The sequence below is a fragment of the Planotetraspora kaengkrachanensis genome (assembly GCF_016862895.1).
Classification (GTDB): Bacteria; Actinomycetota; Actinomycetes; order Streptosporangiales; family Streptosporangiaceae; genus Planotetraspora; species Planotetraspora kaengkrachanensis.
In genome coordinates this window covers 185072-203410 of record NZ_BONV01000018.1, presented here as the reverse complement: position 1 = coordinate 203410, position 18339 = coordinate 185072, and the positions used below count along the sequence as shown (strand labels likewise).

The 18339-nt window shown below is 70.2% G+C and carries 19 protein-coding genes; 11 read left to right on the top strand and 8 right to left on the bottom strand.

Translation table 11 applies throughout. From position 1 onward, the window contains the following. Positions 1-53: 53 nt before the first annotated feature. The gene (locus Pka01_RS21405) at positions 54-863 is read right to left on the bottom strand and encodes a CPBP family intramembrane glutamic endopeptidase (RefSeq protein ID WP_239115174.1); all 810 of its coding nucleotides are present in this window, start codon (positions 861-863) and stop codon (positions 54-56) included. A 187-nt stretch (positions 864-1050) separates the two neighbouring features. Here Pka01_RS21405 and Pka01_RS21400 point away from each other — a divergent pair, with 187 nt between their 5' ends. Further along, positions 1051-1731 carry a hypothetical protein gene (locus Pka01_RS21400; RefSeq protein ID WP_203884592.1) on the top strand — a complete coding sequence of 227 codons (681 nt, stop codon included), beginning with the start codon at positions 1051-1053 and terminating at the stop codon, positions 1729-1731. 63 nt (positions 1732-1794) lie between these two features. Here the strand turns inward: Pka01_RS21400 and Pka01_RS21395 are convergent, their stop codons facing one another. Next, positions 1795-2850, bottom strand: coding sequence for a polysaccharide deacetylase family protein (locus Pka01_RS21395; RefSeq protein ID WP_203884591.1), 1056 nt, complete (start codon positions 2848-2850; stop codon positions 1795-1797). 173 nt (positions 2851-3023) lie between these two features. Continuing rightward, the gene (gene manA / locus Pka01_RS21390) at positions 3024-4133 is read right to left on the bottom strand and encodes a mannose-6-phosphate isomerase, class I (RefSeq protein ID WP_203884590.1); all 1110 of its coding nucleotides are present in this window, start codon (positions 4131-4133) and stop codon (positions 3024-3026) included. 701 nt (positions 4134-4834) lie between these two features. On the opposite strand from manA, the gene Pka01_RS21385 reads away from it, so the two are divergent. Beyond that, the gene (locus Pka01_RS21385) at positions 4835-6241 is read left to right on the top strand and encodes an LCP family protein (RefSeq protein WP_203884589.1); all 1407 of its coding nucleotides are present in this window, start codon (positions 4835-4837) and stop codon (positions 6239-6241) included. Positions 6242-6371: 130 nt separating this feature from the next. Here the strand turns inward: Pka01_RS21385 and Pka01_RS21380 are convergent, their stop codons facing one another. Continuing rightward, positions 6372-7376, bottom strand: coding sequence for a hypothetical protein (locus Pka01_RS21380; protein ID WP_203884588.1), 1005 nt, complete (start codon positions 7374-7376; stop codon positions 6372-6374). Between the two features lie 222 nt (positions 7377-7598). Here Pka01_RS21380 and Pka01_RS21375 point away from each other — a divergent pair, with 222 nt between their 5' ends. The 9 genes from Pka01_RS21375 to Pka01_RS21335 all read left to right on the top strand — a co-directional run bounded on the left by Pka01_RS21375 (position 7599) and on the right by Pka01_RS21335 (position 16174). Next, the gene (locus Pka01_RS21375; protein ID WP_203884587.1) at positions 7599-8948 is read left to right on the top strand and encodes an LCP family protein; all 1350 of its coding nucleotides are present in this window, start codon (positions 7599-7601) and stop codon (positions 8946-8948) included. A gap of 134 nt (positions 8949-9082) precedes the next feature. Continuing rightward, positions 9083-10090 carry a sulfate ABC transporter substrate-binding protein gene (locus tag Pka01_RS21370; protein WP_203884586.1) on the top strand — a complete coding sequence of 336 codons (1008 nt, stop codon included), beginning with the start codon at positions 9083-9085 and terminating at the stop codon, positions 10088-10090. Between the two features lie 7 nt (positions 10091-10097). Further along, entirely contained in the window at positions 10098-10958 is an 861-nt protein-coding gene (gene cysT / locus Pka01_RS21365; RefSeq protein WP_203884585.1) for a sulfate ABC transporter permease subunit CysT, read from the top strand. Beyond that, positions 10951-11733 (top strand): sulfate ABC transporter permease, encoded by a 783-nt coding sequence (locus tag Pka01_RS21360; protein ID WP_203884584.1) that lies wholly within the window; start codon positions 10951-10953, stop codon positions 11731-11733. The genes cysT and Pka01_RS21360 overlap by 8 nt, the downstream gene beginning before the upstream one ends. 2 nt (positions 11734-11735) lie before the next feature. Next, complete coding sequence (locus Pka01_RS21355; RefSeq protein ID WP_203884583.1) at positions 11736-12701, top strand: sulfate/molybdate ABC transporter ATP-binding protein; 966 nt, start codon at positions 11736-11738, stop codon at positions 12699-12701. 15 nt (positions 12702-12716) lie between these two features. Next, on the top strand, positions 12717-13109 hold the full coding sequence (locus Pka01_RS21350; protein WP_203884582.1) for an RrF2 family transcriptional regulator: 393 nt from the start codon (positions 12717-12719) through the stop codon (positions 13107-13109). 51 nt (positions 13110-13160) lie between these two features. Continuing rightward, positions 13161-14639, top strand: a complete 1479-nt coding sequence (locus tag Pka01_RS21345) for a serine/threonine-protein kinase (protein WP_203884581.1) — start codon at positions 13161-13163, stop codon at positions 14637-14639. A gap of 92 nt (positions 14640-14731) precedes the next feature. Further along, complete coding sequence (locus Pka01_RS21340) at positions 14732-15664, top strand: ATP-binding protein (protein WP_203884580.1); 933 nt, start codon at positions 14732-14734, stop codon at positions 15662-15664. 123 nt (positions 15665-15787) lie between these two features. Beyond that, complete coding sequence (locus Pka01_RS21335; protein WP_203884579.1) at positions 15788-16174, top strand: SCO5389 family protein; 387 nt, start codon at positions 15788-15790, stop codon at positions 16172-16174. A gap of 63 nt (positions 16175-16237) precedes the next feature. On the opposite strand, the gene Pka01_RS40845 is transcribed toward Pka01_RS21335, so the two are convergent. From Pka01_RS40845 to Pka01_RS21320, 4 genes are all read right to left on the bottom strand, one after another. Beyond that, entirely contained in the window at positions 16238-16339 is a 102-nt protein-coding gene (locus tag Pka01_RS40845) for a helix-turn-helix domain-containing protein (RefSeq protein WP_308442261.1), read from the bottom strand. An 11-nt stretch (positions 16340-16350) separates the two neighbouring features. Continuing rightward, positions 16351-16473: a hypothetical protein gene (locus Pka01_RS41290; protein WP_275414487.1), complete on the bottom strand. Its 123-nt coding sequence runs from the start codon at positions 16471-16473 to the stop codon at positions 16351-16353. A gap of 96 nt (positions 16474-16569) precedes the next feature. Beyond that, the gene (locus tag Pka01_RS21325; RefSeq protein WP_275414486.1) at positions 16570-17580 is read right to left on the bottom strand and encodes an LLM class flavin-dependent oxidoreductase; all 1011 of its coding nucleotides are present in this window, start codon (positions 17578-17580) and stop codon (positions 16570-16572) included. Then, entirely contained in the window at positions 17577-18335 is a 759-nt protein-coding gene (locus Pka01_RS21320) for a beta-ketoacyl-ACP reductase (RefSeq protein WP_203884577.1), read from the bottom strand. The genes Pka01_RS21325 and Pka01_RS21320 overlap by 4 nt, the downstream gene beginning before the upstream one ends. Positions 18336-18339: the final 4 nt, after the last annotated feature.

Here is an 18339-nt window from a genome sequence, read left to right as displayed (position 1 = left end):
GGCCTATTGGCGCAAGCCGACTTCATGAGTTTTCCGGCCGGTCAGGCCGGTCGTCAGGGAAGCCAGGAGACCTTGCCGCGGAGCAGACCGTATCCAACGAACGCCACGGAGTCGATCAACGTGTGGGCGACGATCAGGGGCATCGCGCGTCCCCATCGCTGGTAGAGCCGCCCGAAGATCAGACCCATCGCCACGTTTCCGATGAACCCGCCGAAGCCCTGGTAGAGGTGGTACGAGCCGCGCAGCAGCGACGCGACGGCCACCGAGCGCCAGGGCGACCAGCCGCGCTGGTCGAGCCGGTGCAGGAGGTATCCGGCGACCAGCACCTCTTCGAGCACGCCGTTCTGGGCGGCGCCGAGGAGCAGGATCGGCACCCGCCACCATTGCGGGGGCAGCGACTCGGGGACGACGTTCAGGTTGATCCCGGAATTGAACGCCACCAGATAGAAGGCCAGGCCGGTGCCGCCGATGGCCGCCGCGAGCGCGGCACCCCTGAGCAGGTCACGACCAGGTTCGCGCAGGTCGACGCCGATCGTCCGCATGGACTCGCCCGACCGGGCGAGCAGATAGGCGACCAGCCCGACGGGGGCGACGTTGACCGCGATCTCAGCCACCTGGAGGGTGAGGTCCAGCCACGGCCTGCCCGGCGCGAGCGACCCGACGAGTACGGCCTGCTGCCCGCTGAGCGCCTTGGGCGCGGTCAGCGCGCCGATCAGGCGAATGAGCGCGAACAGGGCACTGGCGCCGAGCGACACCGAGAAGACGGCGACGATCTCCGGGCCGATGAGCCTGGGGGTCAGCCCGCGCAGGTCGGCCGTGACCTGGGAGCCGGGCTCGGACCCGGACTGTGGTGTCGTGGTCACCGGCCCGCGCCGCCCGAGATCCGGCCTTCCGCCGCGGCGGCTACCCTGTGGCGGGTTGAGGCGTCGTCGTCCATGCCCGCAGGCTAGTCGTAGAAGGGCTCCGGTGCTCGGTCGGCCCCGGGGGCATCGGAACACCCGGTCGCGACCCGCGACGACGCGGTCCGGCCCGAGCCTGAGGGAGAAGACAGTGCGAGACGACGATCCATCCGCGACCCGTTTCACAGGCGCGCCGGCCGGGCTCGCGCAGACGAGGCGGGCGTTGCACGGCGTCGCCGAGCTGATCATGGCCGGCCCCCAGTACCGGACGAGCGGCACGATCCGGCTGCGGGTCGTCGCCGGAGGGTTCGCCACCGTCTCCACACCCGACCTGCGCGTCGACGGCGACGTGCTGGTCACGGAGACCGGCGACGTTCTGCCGCTCCACGGGGTCACCTACGCCGAACTGGCGGGGGCGGCGGGCGTCGAGGCCGGCGCGCCCGAGGGGCTCTACCACGACGGTTCGGGCGCCGGTCCTGACCAGAGCGTGGACGTCAGCGCGGACGCCGCGGCCTACCTGGCCCACTGCCTCGCCAAGGGAGACATCGAGCTTCGCCGTCTGGCCTCCGCGGCAGGTCAGGAGATGGCACCCGTGCTCTGGCCGGAGCACTTCGATCTCGCCATCACCCTCGACGAGGTCAACTACGGCGTCTCCCTCGGCGACTCGGCGATCGACGAGCCCTACGCCTACGTCGGGCCCTGGCGTCCCCGCGAGGGCGACTTCTGGAACATGCCGTTCGGCGCCGCCCGCCCGCTGGCCGGCCTCGGCGAGCCCGGGGCCCTGGCGGCGTTCCTCCAGGAGGGGCGCCGCAGGGCGGGTCACGCGAGCTGACCCGCCCCCGCCGTGCCGGCGGGAACGGGTCGGCCTGTCAGTACCTGAGCCTGTACGGCAGGGTCAGTACGGCAGGGCCCGGCTGGTGAAGGGCGCCGCCACGAAGGGCGCCTTGAACTTCGGGAAGGCGACGGTGCTCGCGTTGCCGTCGGAGGTGAAGCGGTCGCTGGCGTTGGCGTTCAGCCAGTCCAGCCAGGCGGTGGAGCAGAACTTCACGCAGTCGCCGACCTTCTCCTTGGACCGGATGCGCGGGATGCCCACCGGGTCGAAGTCCTTCGTGTACGGAGAGGGCGCCGGGGTGTAGCCGGCCAGGAACACACCACCGAAGTCGTAGCTCGCGCCCGCCCCCGATCCCTTCAGCGCCCACTTCTTGTCCCGCGGCTGGTTGCCGTACGGCAGGGCGAGCGTGACGGGCGAGAACTTGATCAGCGAGGTGACCAGCTTCTGCCCCGCGCCGATCTGCTCCTCGACCTCCTTCTCGGACTTGCCGAGCAGGTTGAGGTGGTCGCGGGTGTGGTTGCCGATGTCGAAGCCGTGGTCCTTGAGCCACTCGAGGACCTGGGTCTGCTCCTCCGGCTTCGCCATGCCGAACAGGTCACGGATCACGTAGAAGGTGGCGACCGGCCGGAAACCCGGATGCTTCTTCGCCACGTCCATCAGGATGCCGACGGCGGTGTCGGGCTTCGGATTGCCCATGCCGTCCAGGCTGAGCTGCGACGGTGAGGAGTCGTCGAAGGTAAGCACGACGGGATGCTTCCCCGCCGGAATGCCGATCTTGCCGGTGACGTACTCGGCCGCGGTGATCGGGACGTAGTTCTCCTTGGCCAGCCGCTCCAACTCGGCCCGGAACTGCTCGGGCGTGCGGTCGTCGCCGGGCGGCGGGTTCTTGATGATCCGGTGATACATGATCACGGGTATCTGACCCAGCTCGTTGGCCTTCGCCTTGGCCGCGATCTCGGTCTCGGCCTTCTTCTCCGAGGCCGCCGCGGCCATGTTGCTCGCCTTGGCGCGAGCAGCGGCGGCCTTGTCGTCCTGTTCCCCCCCGGACATGCACGCGGCGGACAGCGCGGCGACGCTCAGCGACGCTACCCCCACGCCGAAGGCCCTCAAGCGTCCCATGGCTCCCCTTCCAACGGGCACCGGATGACGATGAGTGACTTCCTACCCCGGACCATGGTCAGACTCACGGAGAGTGGGACAAACATCACCCTGCGTGAATCTTCGCGATGCTTACCGTCCGCGACGCTTGACGCCGGTACCGAGGGGGCGGGTGGGGGGCTCGGCCGGCCGCCTCACACCTGGGGTTCGGCGCTGAACGCTGTCCCTTCGCCGGACAACTCGACCGGACCATCCGAGGCCGGGACGAACACCGACTCCCCCGGGTGCAGCTTCACCTGCGTGCCGTCCGGCGCGGACAGGCCGACGGTCCCCTCGGTGCACACCACGATCCGGGGCACCGCCCGCTCGAGGACGTGACCGTCTCCCGGCGTGATCCTGCGCAGCAGGAACTCGGCCGCGGGCGGCACGTAGGCGTCGCCCTCCTGGACGACCGCGAGCGGCTGGGCCCCGGCCTCGGTGATCCGCAGCAGTTCCTCGACGTCGATCCGCTTGCCGGTGAGACCCGCTCTGAGGACGTTGTCCGACCCGGCCATGATCTCCACGCCGAAGCCGTCGAGATAACAGTGGAGCACGCCGGCCCCGAGGTAGAGCGCCTCGCCGGGAGCCAGCTCGTGCCGGTGCATCAGCAACGGCGCCAGCACGGCGGGATCCTCGGGATACTGCCGGGCCAGCCGGCAGACCAGTTCGTAGTCGGCCTGGTGGACCGAGGCCGCCGCCCACACGATCGCGTCGACCAGCTCACGCTTGGAGCCGGGCCACTCCAGCAGCAGGCGCAGGGCGCCGAGCACGTCGTCGGCCGCCAGGCGCGACACGACCGGCTGAAGAGCCTCCACCTGCAGCCGCTCGACCAGCATCGCCGACTGGGCGGAGGGCCGGAATCCGGCCAGACCGGAGAACGGCGTCAGAGCGCAGATCATCTCGGGCTTGTGCCACGGGTCGGAGTAGTTGGAGTCTCCCCGCGCGAACGCCTCGGCCGCCTGCTCGGAGGTGGGGTGCACCTGGAGCGACAGCGGCTGGTCGACCGCGATCAGCTTCATCAGGTACGGCAGGCGCCGCCCGAACCGCTCGATGGAGGGCTCGCCCAGGCTGCCCTCGGGGTCCGCGGCGATCACCTGGTCGAGGGTCGTCTCGGCGCCGTCCCGCACCAGGCGCGACGGGCCGGACGGGTGCGCGCCCAGCCACATCTCGGCCTCGGGGCCGGTGGCCGCCCTGCCGGTCAGGCCGGCGATGGCCGTCCGGGAGCCCCACGCATAGTCCTTGATCGGGTTGGAGAGCGGATCCACGTACGTCTGTCCTCATGCTGGGCGGATGTGTCCCGGGGCGGACACAGTGAGGTCCGAGCCTAACAACGGCCCGGTGCACGCGAGTCGGGCGGTGGGTGAACTGTGGAAGACGAGACGGCACCGCGCCCGCCCGTGATCAGGAGCGCGTGGTCACGAGCCTGTGGTCACGGGCCTGTGGTGGCGAGCCTGTGGTTAAGAGAACGACACGCCGCTCGCCAAAGCAGCGAAAAGTCGCCGATCACGAGATCGGGGACGGCTAGCGTCAGCGCCGACTCATCCGTTTCGCATGCGAGTCAGGGATGGCTCCCCGCCCTCCGGAACCGGCGGGCCCGCACCGGGCCCGGCCCTCCCCACCGCGACGGTCCTACAGGCGGCAGGGAGGAGTGCGGGCAAGATGGTCGAGCATCCGCGACACCGGCACCCGGTCCCGTGCCCGCGGCGCATGGGACGACCCTCCGGAAGCGACCTGGATCACCCGGTCCCCGCAACAATGATCACCGGATTTCTCCGCATTCTTCACAACTTTTCGCCCCGCACTCGCATCTACAAAGAGGAAAGCGGGGGCGCGAACACCGCTCGCGGTCCACGTCTCGGCGGCTGGAAGCGAACGTTCAGAATCCGTCGCTACACTTGCCCCGGTTTGCCGCGCTGGCTCTCGATTTGGGCGTAAGCCCAGGTCCGAACCTCAGGAGTCATGAAGAGTGGGTCTCGTCGACGTCCGGCCCGCGCCACCAGTAGAAGATCCTCCGGCGGCGCCTCGCATCGTGCCGAAGTGGCGCGCATGGCTGTGGACGGTGCTCGCGGCGGTGCTGGGGGTGCTCGTCGGCGCGTCGACCTTCGTGGTCTCGGGATACTTCAAGCTGAGCGGCAACGTCCGGCACGAGCAGGTGACCCCGCAGGAGCTCGGCCCGCGACCGGCGAAGATCAGTGAGGCGCTCAACGTCCTGATCGTCGGGTCCGACCAGCGCAACGGCTCGAACGCCAAATACGGCAAGTTCGTCGGCGAGCGGACCGACACCATCATCCTCGCCCACATCTCCCCGGACAGGGACGGCGCCGTCCTGATCAGCTTCCCTCGCGACTCCCTCGTTCATCTGCCGTCCTGCCCGGCCAAGAAGGGCCTCACCGGCCAGCACACCCATGTCGGGATGATCAACGAGTCGTTCAACTCCGGCGGCATCGCCTGCACCTGGAAGACGATCGAGACCCTGACAGGCATCCACATCGACCATTTCGTCAAGGTCGACTTCACCGGCTTCAAGTCCATGGTGGACGCGCTCGGCGGCGTCCCTGTCTGTCTTCCGCAGCCGATCAACGACACCAAGGCGCTGCTCCACCTGACCGCGGGCAAGCACACGCTCCAGGGTGAGCAGGCGCTCGGCTACGTCAGAGCCCGATACAGCATCGGCGACGGTTCGGACATCGGCCGCATCCAGCGCCAGCAGATGTTCCTCGCCTCCATGGCGAAGAAGGCGATGAGCGGCGAGACGCTGACCAATCCGCAGGCCCTGTTCGGCTTCCTCGACGCGATGACGAAGTCGATCACCACGGACCCGGAACTCACCGTGGGCGTCCTGAAGGACCTCGCGATGAGCGCGCAGGGCCTCACCGCGGGCCAGATCCGCTTCGTGACCACGCCCTGGCGCTACTCGGTCTCGAACCCCGGCCGCGTGGAATGGGTCCAGCCCCAGGCGGAGAACCTGTTCAAGATGGTCGCGGCCGACCAGATCGCCGACAACGTCAAGAGCGGCGAGCAGAAGATCCCCAAGTCGCAGGTCCAGATCATCGTCCAGAACGGCTCAAGCAGGCAGGGGCTCGGCACACAGGTCGCGGCGCAGCTCGAGCAGCGCGGCTACCACGTCGTGAAGGTCGCGTCCGCGAAGAAGCCGTCGGCGAAGACGCTGGTCAAGTACGGACCCGACGGCGAGAGCCGGGTGCCGCGCCTCGTCGGCGAACTGAAGAAGTCGAAGACCCAGGCCGTGCACGACACCGACACCAAGTCGCTCGTCCTGGTCGTCGGGGCGGACTGGGCGGGACTCAAGTCGCCCAAGTCGCTGGACGACGTGGACGGCTTCGACGCCACCCAGGACACCTGCACGGCCTCCTGAGGCCCGACGGACACCTGAGCCGGGGCCCACGCGCGCCCCGGCCGGCGAGGGACGCGCGGAGCCTCTCGCCGAGGAGCACACGCGTCCCTCACCACGGCCGGCTCAGAACAGCCGGCTCACCAACGCCGGCTCAGAACAGCCAGCCGAAAAGGCCGCCGTCATCGTCGTCGTCATCGTCATCGCCGGGCGGGGTCGGCGTCGGGGTCGCCGTCGTCCGCGTCGGTTTCGGGGTGGGCGTCGGCTTGGGCGCCGCCGGCGTGGCGGCATGGGTGGCCGTGGGAGTGGCCGTGGGCGTGTGCGAGGCCGGCGCCTTGGTGACCGTGGCGCTCGGGGAGGCCGTTGTCCGCGGAGTCGACTTCGGCGTCGCCGTCGAGACCGGCGTCAGGACGTCGCCCGGATCCGCCTCCTCGGTCGTGGCGGGATCGTCGACCGGCACGACCGTGGCCTTCGCGGTGGCCGCCGGTTTCGCCTCGCACCCGCCGGACGGGCAGGGGGTGGCGGACGGCTGCCCGACCCAGGCGGCCAGCGCCCAGATCGCACCCACCACGACCGCCGCGACCACGCCGGCCCGCAGCAGCACGCTCTTGCGCCCGCTCTCGGGAACCTCGCCGGGACGCGCTCCGTCGCGCCATCCCGACCCGAGGAACCCGCTCGGCTCGGCGCCGCCGTCGTCATAGCGGCGCCGGCCTTCGGGGTCGTCGCCGCGCATGTCGGCGGCGTCCCATTCGCCGGTGGCCTCCCACTCGTCGGTGGCGTCGCGCCGGGCGTCCCAGTCGCCGCGGGAGTCGTCGCGGCCGTCCCAGTCGCCATCACGCGAGTGATCACGGCCGTCCCAGTCGCCGCCGGCCTCGCCCCGCCCGCGTTCGCCCCACTCGTCGTGGAGTTCACCTGAGCCGAGCGCGTCGTGGGCGGCCGCGTCCTCACCGCCTACGCGTTCACGATCGGCCTTCCGTCTCCATTCGTTCGAGAGGAGATCACCGCCGCCGTCCTCCGGGGAGCGGCGGTCCGCCGCGTCTTCGAGATCCTCCGACCAGAACTGCTCGCCGTCTGCTCCGTGCGGTCCGCTGCGCGATACGTACGGCCGGACGAAAGATCCGTTCTGATCCATGGAGTCGTCAGAGCCAGGGTCGACCATGACGGTCCTTCCTATAGCCAGGCTTGCTCGCGCAACTTCTTAGCATCATCCGACACCAGTTGTACGGAAATTTCACAACAATCGCTGTAAACACAGTGATTGACACCTGCCACAACGCTGATTTCCCAAGGTAGAGCCCAAGATCTCGTCACGTGCCTCTGTAAAGGCCGGGGGCTGGGCACACCCGGCCTGTCGGACAAACGATCAGGTCAAGGGGTGCGAATGCGGGGCGAACGGGCGGCCGTCTGCCGGGTGCTGGCGCTCACCCTGGGATCGGCGGTCCTGTGGGGCCTCGCCCATCTGATCGCCGGCCGGACCCGGGCCGGCCTCGCCCTGGCGACCCTGTACGTGATGCTGCTCGGGACGGTCATGACCGCGGTCACCGCGCTGCGCCCGGCCCTGTTCCGGTTGCTCGTGCAGCCCGAGTGGCTGGGCCGGCTGATCATCGCGGCGTTGACCGTGGCGGTGCTCTGGTCGGCCGTCGTCGTGCGCTCCTACCTCCTCGTACGGCCGGCCGAACTGAGCGCCCGCGGCCGTCGTGTCAGCACGGGCGTCGTCACGCTGGTCTGCGTCGTGCTGGTCGCTCCGCTCGCGGTCGCGAGCAGGATCGCGTACGTCTCGCGTGACGTGCTGACCGCCCTCTTCGCGTCAGGCTCGGCCGACGGCCCCTGGGGCGCGAAGACCAGGCTGAACGTGCTGCTCGTCGGCGCGGACGCGGCCAAGAACCGCCCCGGCGCACGGACCGACAGCCTGACCGTGGCGAGCGTCGACACCGGCACCGGGCAGACCGTGCTGTTCGGGCTGCCCCGCAACCTGCAGCACGTACCGTTGCCGCCGGGCCCCGCGCGCGACCTGTTTCCCTGGGGGTTCCCGGGCGCGGGCACCACCACGCCCGGCCTGCTCAACGAGGTCTACGAATGGGGCGTCGACCACCCGGAGACCGGCCCGGGCCTGGAGCCGCACACCAGAGGGATCGCCCTGCTCAAGGGCACGGTCGGCGAGATCCTCGGCATCCCGGTCCACTACTACGCCATGGTGGACATGCGGGGGTTCCGCCAGGTCGTCGATGCCATGGGCGGCGTCAGGGTCACCATCAGGCAGGACATTCCGTACGGACTGGAGGGCGGGGTGCTCCCCGCGGGGACGCGCCTGCTCGACGGCGAGCAGGCGCTGTGGTTCGGGCGCTCGCGCACCGGCAGCGACGACTACACGCGCATGGCCCGCCAGAAGTGCCTGCTCAACGACATGGCCCAGCAGGCCGACGCGATGACCGTGCTCCGGGGGTTCGAACGGATCGCGGACGCGGCCAAGCAGTACGTCAGGACCGACCTTCCCGGGCGCCTGCTGCCCGCTCTGGTCCAGTTGGCGGGGAAGGTGCGCGGCACACAGATCCGGAGCCTGTCGTTCGTGCCCCCCCTGATCAACACGGCCGACCCCGACTGGTGGCTCATCAAGAAGCGGGTCGCCCAGGCGCTGACCGCGCACCCCCACGCCACCCGTACACCCACGATGAGCCCGTCACCTGCGGCGACACCCGCGAACACGCCGCAGTCGCTCGACGCGATCTGCTAGCCGCCCGCTCCCGGCACCACGGCTTCCGGGAGACGGCACGATACCCAAAAACCTACTTGACTTGACGGGAATCTACCTTCGGCCCTTTAATGACGACGAAGCCGACTTATTAAGTAGGAATAAGGGAGATGGGCATGAGAGTGCGCAGGCTCGGGGGCATCGCGGCGGCCGTCGTGGCGACCACAACCCTGGTCACCGCCTGCGGGGGAGGGGGCACCGCCGGAGGGGACGGCAAGATCCAGCTGGCGCTGGTCGCCTACTCAACCCCGCAGGCGGCGTTCGAGGACATCATCAAGGCGTACCAGAAGACGCCCGAGGGCAAGAACATCACCTTCACCCAGTCGTACGGCGCCTCCGGCGACCAGAGCCGCGCGGTCGCATCCGGCCTCAAGGCGGACATCGTCGAGTTCTCGCTCGAGACCGACGTCACCCGTCTCGTCGACGCCGGCCTCGTCGCCCCCGACTGGAACCAGAACGCCACCAAGGGGTTCCTGACCAAGTCGATCGCCGTCATCGGGACCCGCAAGGGCAACCCGAAGGGCATCAAGACCTGGGACGACCTCATCAAGCCCGGCACCGAGGTCATCACGCCCAACCCCTTCACCTCGGGCGGCGCCCGCTGGAACCTGCTCGCGGGCTACGGCGCCAAGTCGAACAAGGGCGCCGACCAGGCGGCCGGGCTCGACTACGTCGGCAAGCTCCTCGCGAACGTGCCCGTCCAGGACGACAGCGGCCGCAAGTCGCTGCAGACCTTCACGGGCGGCAAGGGCGACGCGATCATCACCTACGAGAACGAGGCGATCTTCGCCCAGCAGAACAACCAGCCGATCGACTACACCGTGCCCGACTCGACGATCCTGATCGAGAACCCGGTCGCCGTGACCAAGAACTCGGCCCACCCCAAGGAGGCGGCCGCCTTCCTGAAGTACCTCTACTCCTCCGAGGCGCAGACGATCTTCGCGAAGAACGGCTACCGCCCGGTGATCGACGGGGTGACCGGGTTCGACTTCCCCACGCCGCCGCAGCTGTTCACCATCAACGACCTCGGCGGCTGGCCGAAGGTCACCAAGGACTTCTTCGACGCCAAGACCGGTCTCGTCGCCGACATCGAGCGCAAGCTCGGCGTGGCGACGGAGAAGTGACCCGCCGGTGACCACCGACGTCGCCGTCGCCGCCGCCCCTCCGCCCGGATCTCCGGGCGGAGGGGCGCGGCCGCGTTCGCGCTGGTCGGTAACCGGAGGCACCGCGCTCGGCGTGGGCTCCGCGGTCCTCTACCTGAGCCTGATCGTGCTGATCCCGCTGGCCGTGGTCGCCTGGCGGTCGCTCGACCAGGGTCCCGGGTACTTCTGGCGGGCGGTCACCACCCCCGACGCGTGGGCCGCCCTCACGCTCACGGTGGGCGCCTCGTTCCTCGTTGCGCTGATCAACCTCGTCATGGGCACGATCATCGCGTGGGTGCTGGTCCGCGACAGGTTCCCCGGCAAGGCGGTGGTCGACACGCTCATCGACCTCCCGTTCGCCCTTCCGACGATCGTCGCCGGCCTCGTGCTCCTCGCGCTCTACGGCCCGGAGAGCCCGCTCGGGCTCAACCTGGCCTACAGCAGGGCCGGCGTCGTGCTCGCGCTGTTGTTCGTCACACTCCCGTTCGTCGTCCGCACGGTGCAACCGGTGCTGCTGGAGCTCGACAAGGAGATGGAGCAGGCCGCGGCCTCCCTCGGGGCGAGCCCGTTCCAGACCTTCCGGCGGATCATCCTGCCCAACCTCGTGCCCGCGATGTTGTCCGGCACCGCGCTGGCGTTCACCCGGTCGATCGCGGAGTTCGGGTCGACCGTGCTGATCTCCGGCAACCTCCCGTTCAAGACGCAGGTCGCGGCCGTCAACATCTTCAGCCAGATCGAAGGCGACAACACCACGGGGGCGGCGGCGATCTCGACCGTCCTGCTCGTCGTCGCGCTGGTCGCCCTGGTCTCGCTGGACCTCTTACAACGCTGGGGGAGCCGTCGTGGCTAAGCACGGCCTGCGCGTGATCGCCATCGCGTACCTGTTCTTCCTGCTGGTGCTGCCGGTCGGCCTGATCGTCTGGCGGACCTTCGGGGACGGCCTCGGCCCCTTCGTCGAGGCGCTCACCTCGGCGTCGGCCGTCCACGCCTTCCAGGTCACGCTCACCGTCGCGCTGTGGGCGGTGGCGGCCAACACGGTCTTCGGCATCGGCACGGCCATCCTGCTCGTACGGCACAACTTCCCCGGTAAACGGCTGCTCAACGCGCTGATCGACCTGCCGATGGCCGTGTCCCCCGTCGTGGTCGGCCTGGCGCTGATCCTCGTCTACGGCAAGTTCGCCCCCGTCGGCGGCCTGCTGGAGAGCTGGGGCGTCCAGGTCATCTTCTCCACTCCCGGCATGGTGCTCGCCACGGTGTTCGTGGCGCTGCCCCTGGTGGTGCGTGCCGTGGTGCCCGTCCTCGAGGAGCTCGGCGACGAACAGGAGCAGGCGGCGCACACGCTCGGGGCGAGCCGCCTGCAGACCTTCCTCCGGATCACCCTTCCCGGCATCCGGTGGGCGCTCGCGTACGGCGTCGTGTTGTGCCTCGCGCGCTCCCTCGGCGAGTACGGCGCCGTCGCCGTCGTCTCCGGGCGGCTGGTCGACCAGACCCAGACGCTCACGCTGTTCGTCGAAGAGCGCTTCCAGAACTTCGACCAGCCGGCCGCCTTCGCGGCGGCCACTGCGCTCGCGCTGATCGCGGTGATCACCCTGCTTCTCACCAAGTTCCTGCGCCCGAAGGGTTGACCATGGCCATCGAAGTACGCGACGTGAACAAGTCGTTCGGCACGACGCCCGTCCTTCGCGACGTCTCGATCGACGTCAAGTCCGGGTCGCTCACCGCGCTGCTCGGCCCGAGCGGCGGCGGCAAGTCGACGCTGCTGCGTGTCATCGCCGGGCTCGAGCAGCCCGACACCGGCACCGTGCGGATCTCCGGCGTCGACGCCACCCGCCTGTCCCCCCAGCGGCGCAACGTGGGGTTCGTCTTCCAGCACTACGCGGCCTTCAAGCACCTGACGGTGTTCCGCAACGTGGCCTTCGGCCTGGAGATCCGCAAGCGTCCCAAGGACGAGATCCGCAAGCGGGTCATGGAGTTGCTCGAGCTCGTCCACCTGGAGCAGATGGCCGACCGCTACCCGTCGCAGCTGTCCGGCGGGCAGCGCCAGCGCATGGCACTGGCGCGGGCGCTCGCCGTCGAGCCCGAGGTCCTGCTGCTCGACGAGCCGTTCGGCGCGCTGGACGCGCAGGTGCGCAAGGAGCTGCGCACCTGGCTGCGCCGCCTGCACGACGAGGTCCACGTGACCACGGTCTTCGTCACCCACGACCAGGAGGAGGCGATCGAGGTCGCCGACACCATCGTGGTGCTGGCCGACGGCGAGGTGAAGCAGGTCGGCAGCCCGGCCGAGGTGTACGACAACCCCGCCGACCCGTTCGTGATGCGCTTCCTCGGGCCGGTCACGGAGATCGGCGGCAACCTGGTGCGCCCGCACGACATCGAGATCAGTGCCGGGCCGGTGGAGGGCGGCACCGCCGCCACGGTCTCGCGGGTCGTTCGCCTCGGCTTCGAGGTGCGGGTCGAGCTGACCGTCGAGGGCAGGGACGCGTGGGTCCAGGTGACGCGGGGCTTCGCCGAGCAGCTGGCCCTCACGCCGGGCGACGTCGTCAACGTCCGGCCCGCCCCCGGAGCCCGCTCGCTGACCCTGGCCGCCGTGTGACACGACGCGCCTAAGATGCGGCTTTCCGCCCGAACGCAGTACGCCCTGCGCGCCGCCGCCGAACTCGCGGCGGCGCCTCCGGGGCCCGTGCCCGCGGAGAAGATCGCGGCGGCGCAGGACATCCCCCGCAGGTTCCTGGACAACATCCTTCTCCAGCTGCGCCGCGCCGGGCTGATCAACAGCCAGCGCGGCCCCGACGGCGGCTACTGGCTGGCCCGGCCGGCGACGGACATCAGCCTCGCCGACGTCATCGTCGTCGTGGAGGGGGTCTCGCAGGACAGCGAGCATTTTCCCGGGGTCGCGGAGCCCCTCGCGGATGTGTGGGTCGCCCTGCGCGAGTACGAGCAGTCGACCCTGTCCGAGATCACTCTGGCGCATATCGCGAGTGGTTCACTTCCGCCCCTTTAATTATGGAAGACTCCCGCATGCTGTGATATTTGCCCGGGTGTAGAGGCAGGCATGATGGGTGCTGCGGGGCAACTGATCGTCAAGCGCTATCGGCTGGTACGCGCCCTCGGCCAAGGCAGCATGGGGATCGTCTGGGAGGGTCACGACACCCTCCTCGACCGTGCCGTCGCCGTACGGCAGGTGCTGTTCCCGCCGGACCTGCGCGAGAGCCGCAAGGCGGAGCTCACCCAGCGCCTGGCCCGCGAAGCGCGCCAGGCCGAGCGGCTGCGCCATCCGCACGTCGCCGCCGTCCATGACGTCGCCGAGGAGGACGGCACCACCTACGTCGTCATGGAGCTGGTCCGCTCCCGATCGCTCGACGGCATCGTCGCGAGCGAGGGGCCGCTCACGCCGGAGCACGCCGCGGCCGTCGCGCGGAACGTCCTGTCCGCGCTCACCTACGCTCACGCGTCAGGCGTACGGCATGGCGACGTGCGGCCCGCGAACGTCCTGCTGGGCCACGACGGCCGGGTCCTGCTCGCCGACTTCGGCACCGGCGCCCTGGCCGCCGACCCCGCGTTCGTCCGGGCGGGTCCCGAACGGTCGCCGGCACACGGCAACCCGGTCAGCGCGACCCGCGGCGTGTCCGCCTTCATCGGTCCCGAGCGGGCCGCCGGCGGCGCGCCGACGGCGGCCTCCGACCTGTGGTCACTGGGGGCGACCATCCATCTGGCGGTCACGGGCAGGCCGCCGGGCGTGACTCCGCAGGACGTCGCCGGCCCGCTCGGCGAGGTCGTCCGCGGACTGCTCATGCGGGAACCGCGCAAGCGGCTGTCCCCCGAAGCCGCGGAGCACGCGCTCGCGGAACTCCAGGCCGTGGCCCCCGCACCGGCACGCCCGGCCGAGGGCAGGAGCCGTACGCGGCTGATCGCGGGAATCGCCGCCGCGGTGCTCGTCGCGGGTGCGGTCGGCGGCTGGGCCGTCCTGCGCCCCGGCTCCGAGGCCGGGTCGCGGACCCCCCTCGCGGCCACCGCCTCCCCGTCGGCGTCCCGGCCTCCCGCCGCGTCCCCGTCGCCGAAGCCCGTGAAGCCGCTCAAGCTCACGTCGTACCGGTCGCCGGAGGGCTGGCGGGCGTCGGCGCCCAAGGGGTGGACGCGCAGGGCCGTCGACGGCGGGACACGGTGGTACGACCCCCGGAGCGGCGCACAGCTCACCGTCGAGGTGATCGCGCAACCGGGCACCGATCCGCTGAAGGAGCTCCGTGACGGCCAGGTGAGCCTGCGCCCGACCATGACGGCGTACCGGAAGATCAGGCTCAATGAGACCTCCAGCGAGTACGGCACGGCCGCCGACTGGGAGTTCACCTGGACACAGCGGAAATCGCAGGCCTACCTCGCCAAGGGCGTGACCTACCACCAGTACCGCAGGATCATCGCCACCGAGTCCACCGCGAGCGTGCTGACCTGGACCACGACGGCCGACCAATGGGAGCGGCTGCGGCCCACGATCGTCAGGTCGATCTCTCTCTTCACGCCTCCCGCGACGGGCTGACCCCTCCCGCAGACTGGCGGCCGCCGTCACTCTGTGTCATCATTGCCTCGGACAACGGTAATGGTTTTCATAGCCAGAATGGTGGGGGTCCCGTGCGGGTGGCGTTCGTCGGCAAGGGCGGCAGCGGCAAGACGACGTTGTCGTCACTGTTCGCCAGGTATGCGGCTCAACGAGGTCCGGTCGTCGCGGTGGACGCCGACATCAACCAGCATCTCGGCCTGGTTCTGGGCGCGACGGCGACGCCGGAGCCGCTCGGGAGCATGGTCACCGAGATCAAGGAGTACCTCCGCGGCGACAACCCCCTGATCAGGGATGCCGCGTCGATGGTCAAGACGACGCCGCCCGGCCGCGGGTCCCGGCTGGTGCGCCTGGACGACCCCTTCTTCCCCTCGGTGCCGGTCGAAGGACTGTCACTGATGGTGACCGGCCCCTTCGCCGAAGACGATCTCGGCGTGGCGTGCTACCACTCCAAGGTCGGCGCGGTCGAGCTGTACCTCAACCATCTGGTCGACGGACCGGGCGAGTACGTCGTGGTCGACATGACCGCGGGCGCCGACTCGTTCGCCTCCGGGCTGTTCACCCGGTTCGACCTCACGTTCCTGGTCGCCGAGCCCACCCGGCAGGGCGTGAGCGTCTACCGGCAGTACCAGGAGTACGCCGCCGACTTCGACGTCCCCGTCGCCGTCGTCGGCAACAAGGTCCAGTCTCCGGACGACGTCCGCTTCCTGCGCGACCAGGTGGGCGACGACCTGCTGACGTGGTTCGAGCACTCCGGCGCCGTCCGCGGCATGGAGCAGGGCCGGCCGTTCACCCTCGCGGACCTCGAGCCGGCCAACCGCCGGTCCCTCGCCACGCTGGCCGACCGCCTCGACGCGCAGCCCAAGGACTGGGAGAAGTTCGGGAGGCAGGCGGGGGAGTTCCACCTGCGCAACGCCCTGGCGTGGGCCAACCGGGCGACCGGCGAGGACCTCGCGGCCCAGATCGACCCCGGCTTCGTGTACGGCCCGGCCGTCGCTGCCCAATGAACTTGTCGCCTTCAGGCCAGATGGAGGCGCCCTCCGCCCGATCTAGCGTCTCAGTTTGTCGAGTTCTGTCCGAGTTCCGTCCGAGTTCCCTTCAAGAGGTTCCTTCCGAGAGGAGAAAGTCTCATGTCGCTGACCGTTCCGAACGATCTGCTCGACCAGGCTCGCGCGGGGGAGGTCGACGACGCGGCGTTCATCGCGTGCGTCCGCGACTCACTGCCCTACGCCTGGACGACGATCAGTGAACTGGCCGAGCAGCGGGACAGGTCGGGCGCCGAATTCGCCGACAACCAGGTCCCCCCGCCCGACGAGGCCGCGCGCGGCCAGCTCCTGCGGTGCCTCGCGAGCGACGCCATGCGCGGCGCCCTCGAACGGCACTTCGGCATCCGGCTCGCGTTCCAGAACTGCCATCGGGTGGCCGTCTTCCACCCGGCGGCGACGGAGGCGTACACGGACTTCGTGACCCCGCGCGCCCAGATCCTCAACCAGAAGCCCGAACTGGTCGACTGCTGACCCCGAGAGCTCGGAGCGGCCGACCGGTTCCGGCCGCTCCGGGCCCCTCACTCTCCGAGCCCGTCACTCCCCCGACCCCAGACCGACGCGCCTGGCCCGGACGATGGCCTGGGACCGGTCGTCGACCCGGAGTTTCGCGAAGATGCTCGACACGTGGTTGCGCACGGTCTTCTCGCTCAGGAACAGGCGCCGGCGAAGAACATCACCGTGAAGACGATTCCGGGCAACGAGGCGGCCGGTCCGTCCCCGATGGCCGCGCTGAACGCGGCGGCGTCGACCTTCCCGCTCTGCGCGACCATGTACGCCGCGGGACATGTCCCGGCCGCATCCGCCCGGTGTCCCGTCCACGACCGGGCGGGTCGTCGCCCGCGAGGGCGCGCAAACCAGGCGAGGTGTCAGACGTCGGCCAGCGCGGGGAGCACCTCGGAGCCGAGCCGGGCGATGTTCTCCAGCGTCCGGGCGTGGTCGCCGCCGCCCTCGACCATGAGGATGAGATGACGCAGCCCGGTCCGCTCCACCGTGGCCCGGATCGTGTCCACGCAATGCTCAGGCGATCCGACCGGATGAATGCGGCACAACTTGTCCACATACTTGTGGATATCGCGCTGCGGAGGCGGCCGCCCGTCCACAGGCCGATATCCGGCGAGCCCGGGACCGAGCCACCGGGGCAGCGACTCCTTCAACTCCCTCACGGCCCCGGCCGTCGAGTCGGCCACGTGACCGACGGCGGCCGCGACATGGCCGGGCTCCCGCAGCCGTCCAGCCGCGGCCCGGTAGTCGCCGAGCATCGCGGCCTTCTCCTCGTCGTCGACGTGCATGCCGACGAGCATGGGCAGCCCCCGGTCCGCGGCGAGCCGGATTCCCGCCGCGGACGTGCACGCCACGACGGGCGACATCCGTACGGCGGGGACGAAGGGCACCTCTCGGAAGCGGAAGAAGGTCCCGTCCGCCGACACCGCGTCGCCGCCGAGTGCCGCGCACAGCAGGTCGAGCGACTCGCCGAACCCGGACTCGAACCGGTCCAGGCCCGTCCCGAAGACCTCGAGGTCGACCCAGGGCCCGCCCCTGCCGACCCCCAGGCGGAACCTGCCGCCGGACACCTGGTCGAGGATCGCCGCCTGCTCCGCGAGAGCGACGGGATGCCACGTCGACAGGACGCTCACCGCCGTCCCGACCGTGATCCGCGTCGTACGGCCGAGCGCGACGGCCGCGAGCGTGGTGGCCGAGGGGCACACGCCGTACGACATGAAGTGGTGTTCGGCGATCCACGCGTCGGCGAATCCGGCACGCTCCGCCGCCACGACGGCCTCTACCGTGTTCCGCAGGACCTCGCCGGGCGTCATGCCCGGAAAGCCCGCGGCGATGAGGAAGACGCCGACGCGGACGCCGCGCTCGTCCCCGGTCAGCGGCTCCCGCCGTTCACGTAGAGGGTCTGGCCGCTGACGTACGACGCGTCGTCGGAGGCGAAGAAGGCCACGACGGAGGCGATCTCCTCCGGCTGGGCCACCCGGCGCAACGGGATCATCGAGGAGGCGGCGGCCTGGTGCTCGTCGGGCGTGGACCCCACCCGGTAGGCGGTGGCCTCGGTCATCGCGGTCGCGACGTAGCCGGGCGCAACGGCGTTGACCCGGATGCCGAAGGGCCCGAGTTCCAGCGCCATCGTGGCCGTGAGGCCCTGGACGCCGGCCTTGGCCGCGGCGTAGTTGGCCTGCCCGCGGTTGCCCAGGGCCGACCGGCTTGACAGGTTCACCACGGCCCCCGCCCGCTGGTCGACCATGTGCTTCTGCACGGCCCGCGTGAGCAGGAAGACGCTCTTGAGGTTGACGTCGACGACCTGGTCCCAGTCGTCCTCCGACATGCGGAAGAGCAGGTTGTCCCTGGTCATCCCCGCGTTGTTCACGAGAACGTCGACCCGGCCGAACTCGCCGATCACCTGGGGCACGAGGGCCTCGACCTGGCCGCCGTCGGACACGTCGCAGCCGTACGCGACGGCCCTGCCGCCCGCCTTGATGATCTCCTCGGCCGTCGGGGCGCAGCGGTCGGCCGTGTAGTCGACGCAGGCCACGGCGGCGCCCTCCGACGCCAGTCGTCGCGCGACGGCCGCTCCGATGCCCTGGGCGGCGCCCGTCACGATCGCGTACTTGCCGGTGAATCTCGACATCATC

What these genes read in the sequence shown, in the direction of transcription:
- Pka01_RS21395 (WP_203884591.1), bottom strand. Translation starts at nt 2,850, where the DNA reads ATGGGACGCTTGAGGGCCTTCGGCGTGGGGGTAGCGTCGCTGAGCGTC.
- Pka01_RS21380 (WP_203884588.1), bottom strand. Translation starts at nt 7,376, where the DNA reads ATGGTCGACCCTGGCTCTGACGACTCCATGGATCAGAACGGATCTTTC.
- Pka01_RS21375 (WP_203884587.1), top strand. Translation starts at nt 7,599, where the DNA reads ATGCGGGGCGAACGGGCGGCCGTCTGCCGGGTGCTGGCGCTCACCCTG.
- Pka01_RS21370 (WP_203884586.1), top strand. Translation starts at nt 9,083, where the DNA reads ATGAGAGTGCGCAGGCTCGGGGGCATCGCGGCGGCCGTCGTGGCGACC.
- Pka01_RS21355 (WP_203884583.1), top strand. Translation starts at nt 11,736, where the DNA reads ATGGCCATCGAAGTACGCGACGTGAACAAGTCGTTCGGCACGACGCCC.
- Pka01_RS21350 (WP_203884582.1), top strand. Translation starts at nt 12,717, where the DNA reads ATGCGGCTTTCCGCCCGAACGCAGTACGCCCTGCGCGCCGCCGCCGAA.
- Pka01_RS21345 (WP_203884581.1), top strand. Translation starts at nt 13,161, where the DNA reads ATGATGGGTGCTGCGGGGCAACTGATCGTCAAGCGCTATCGGCTGGTA.
- Pka01_RS21335 (WP_203884579.1), top strand. Translation starts at nt 15,788, where the DNA reads ATGTCGCTGACCGTTCCGAACGATCTGCTCGACCAGGCTCGCGCGGGG.
- Pka01_RS41290 (WP_275414487.1), bottom strand. Translation starts at nt 16,473, where the DNA reads ATGGTCGCGCAGAGCGGGAAGGTCGACGCCGCCGCGTTCAGCGCGGCC.
- Pka01_RS21320 (WP_203884577.1), bottom strand. Translation starts at nt 18,335, where the DNA reads ATGTCGAGATTCACCGGCAAGTACGCGATCGTGACGGGCGCCGCCCAG.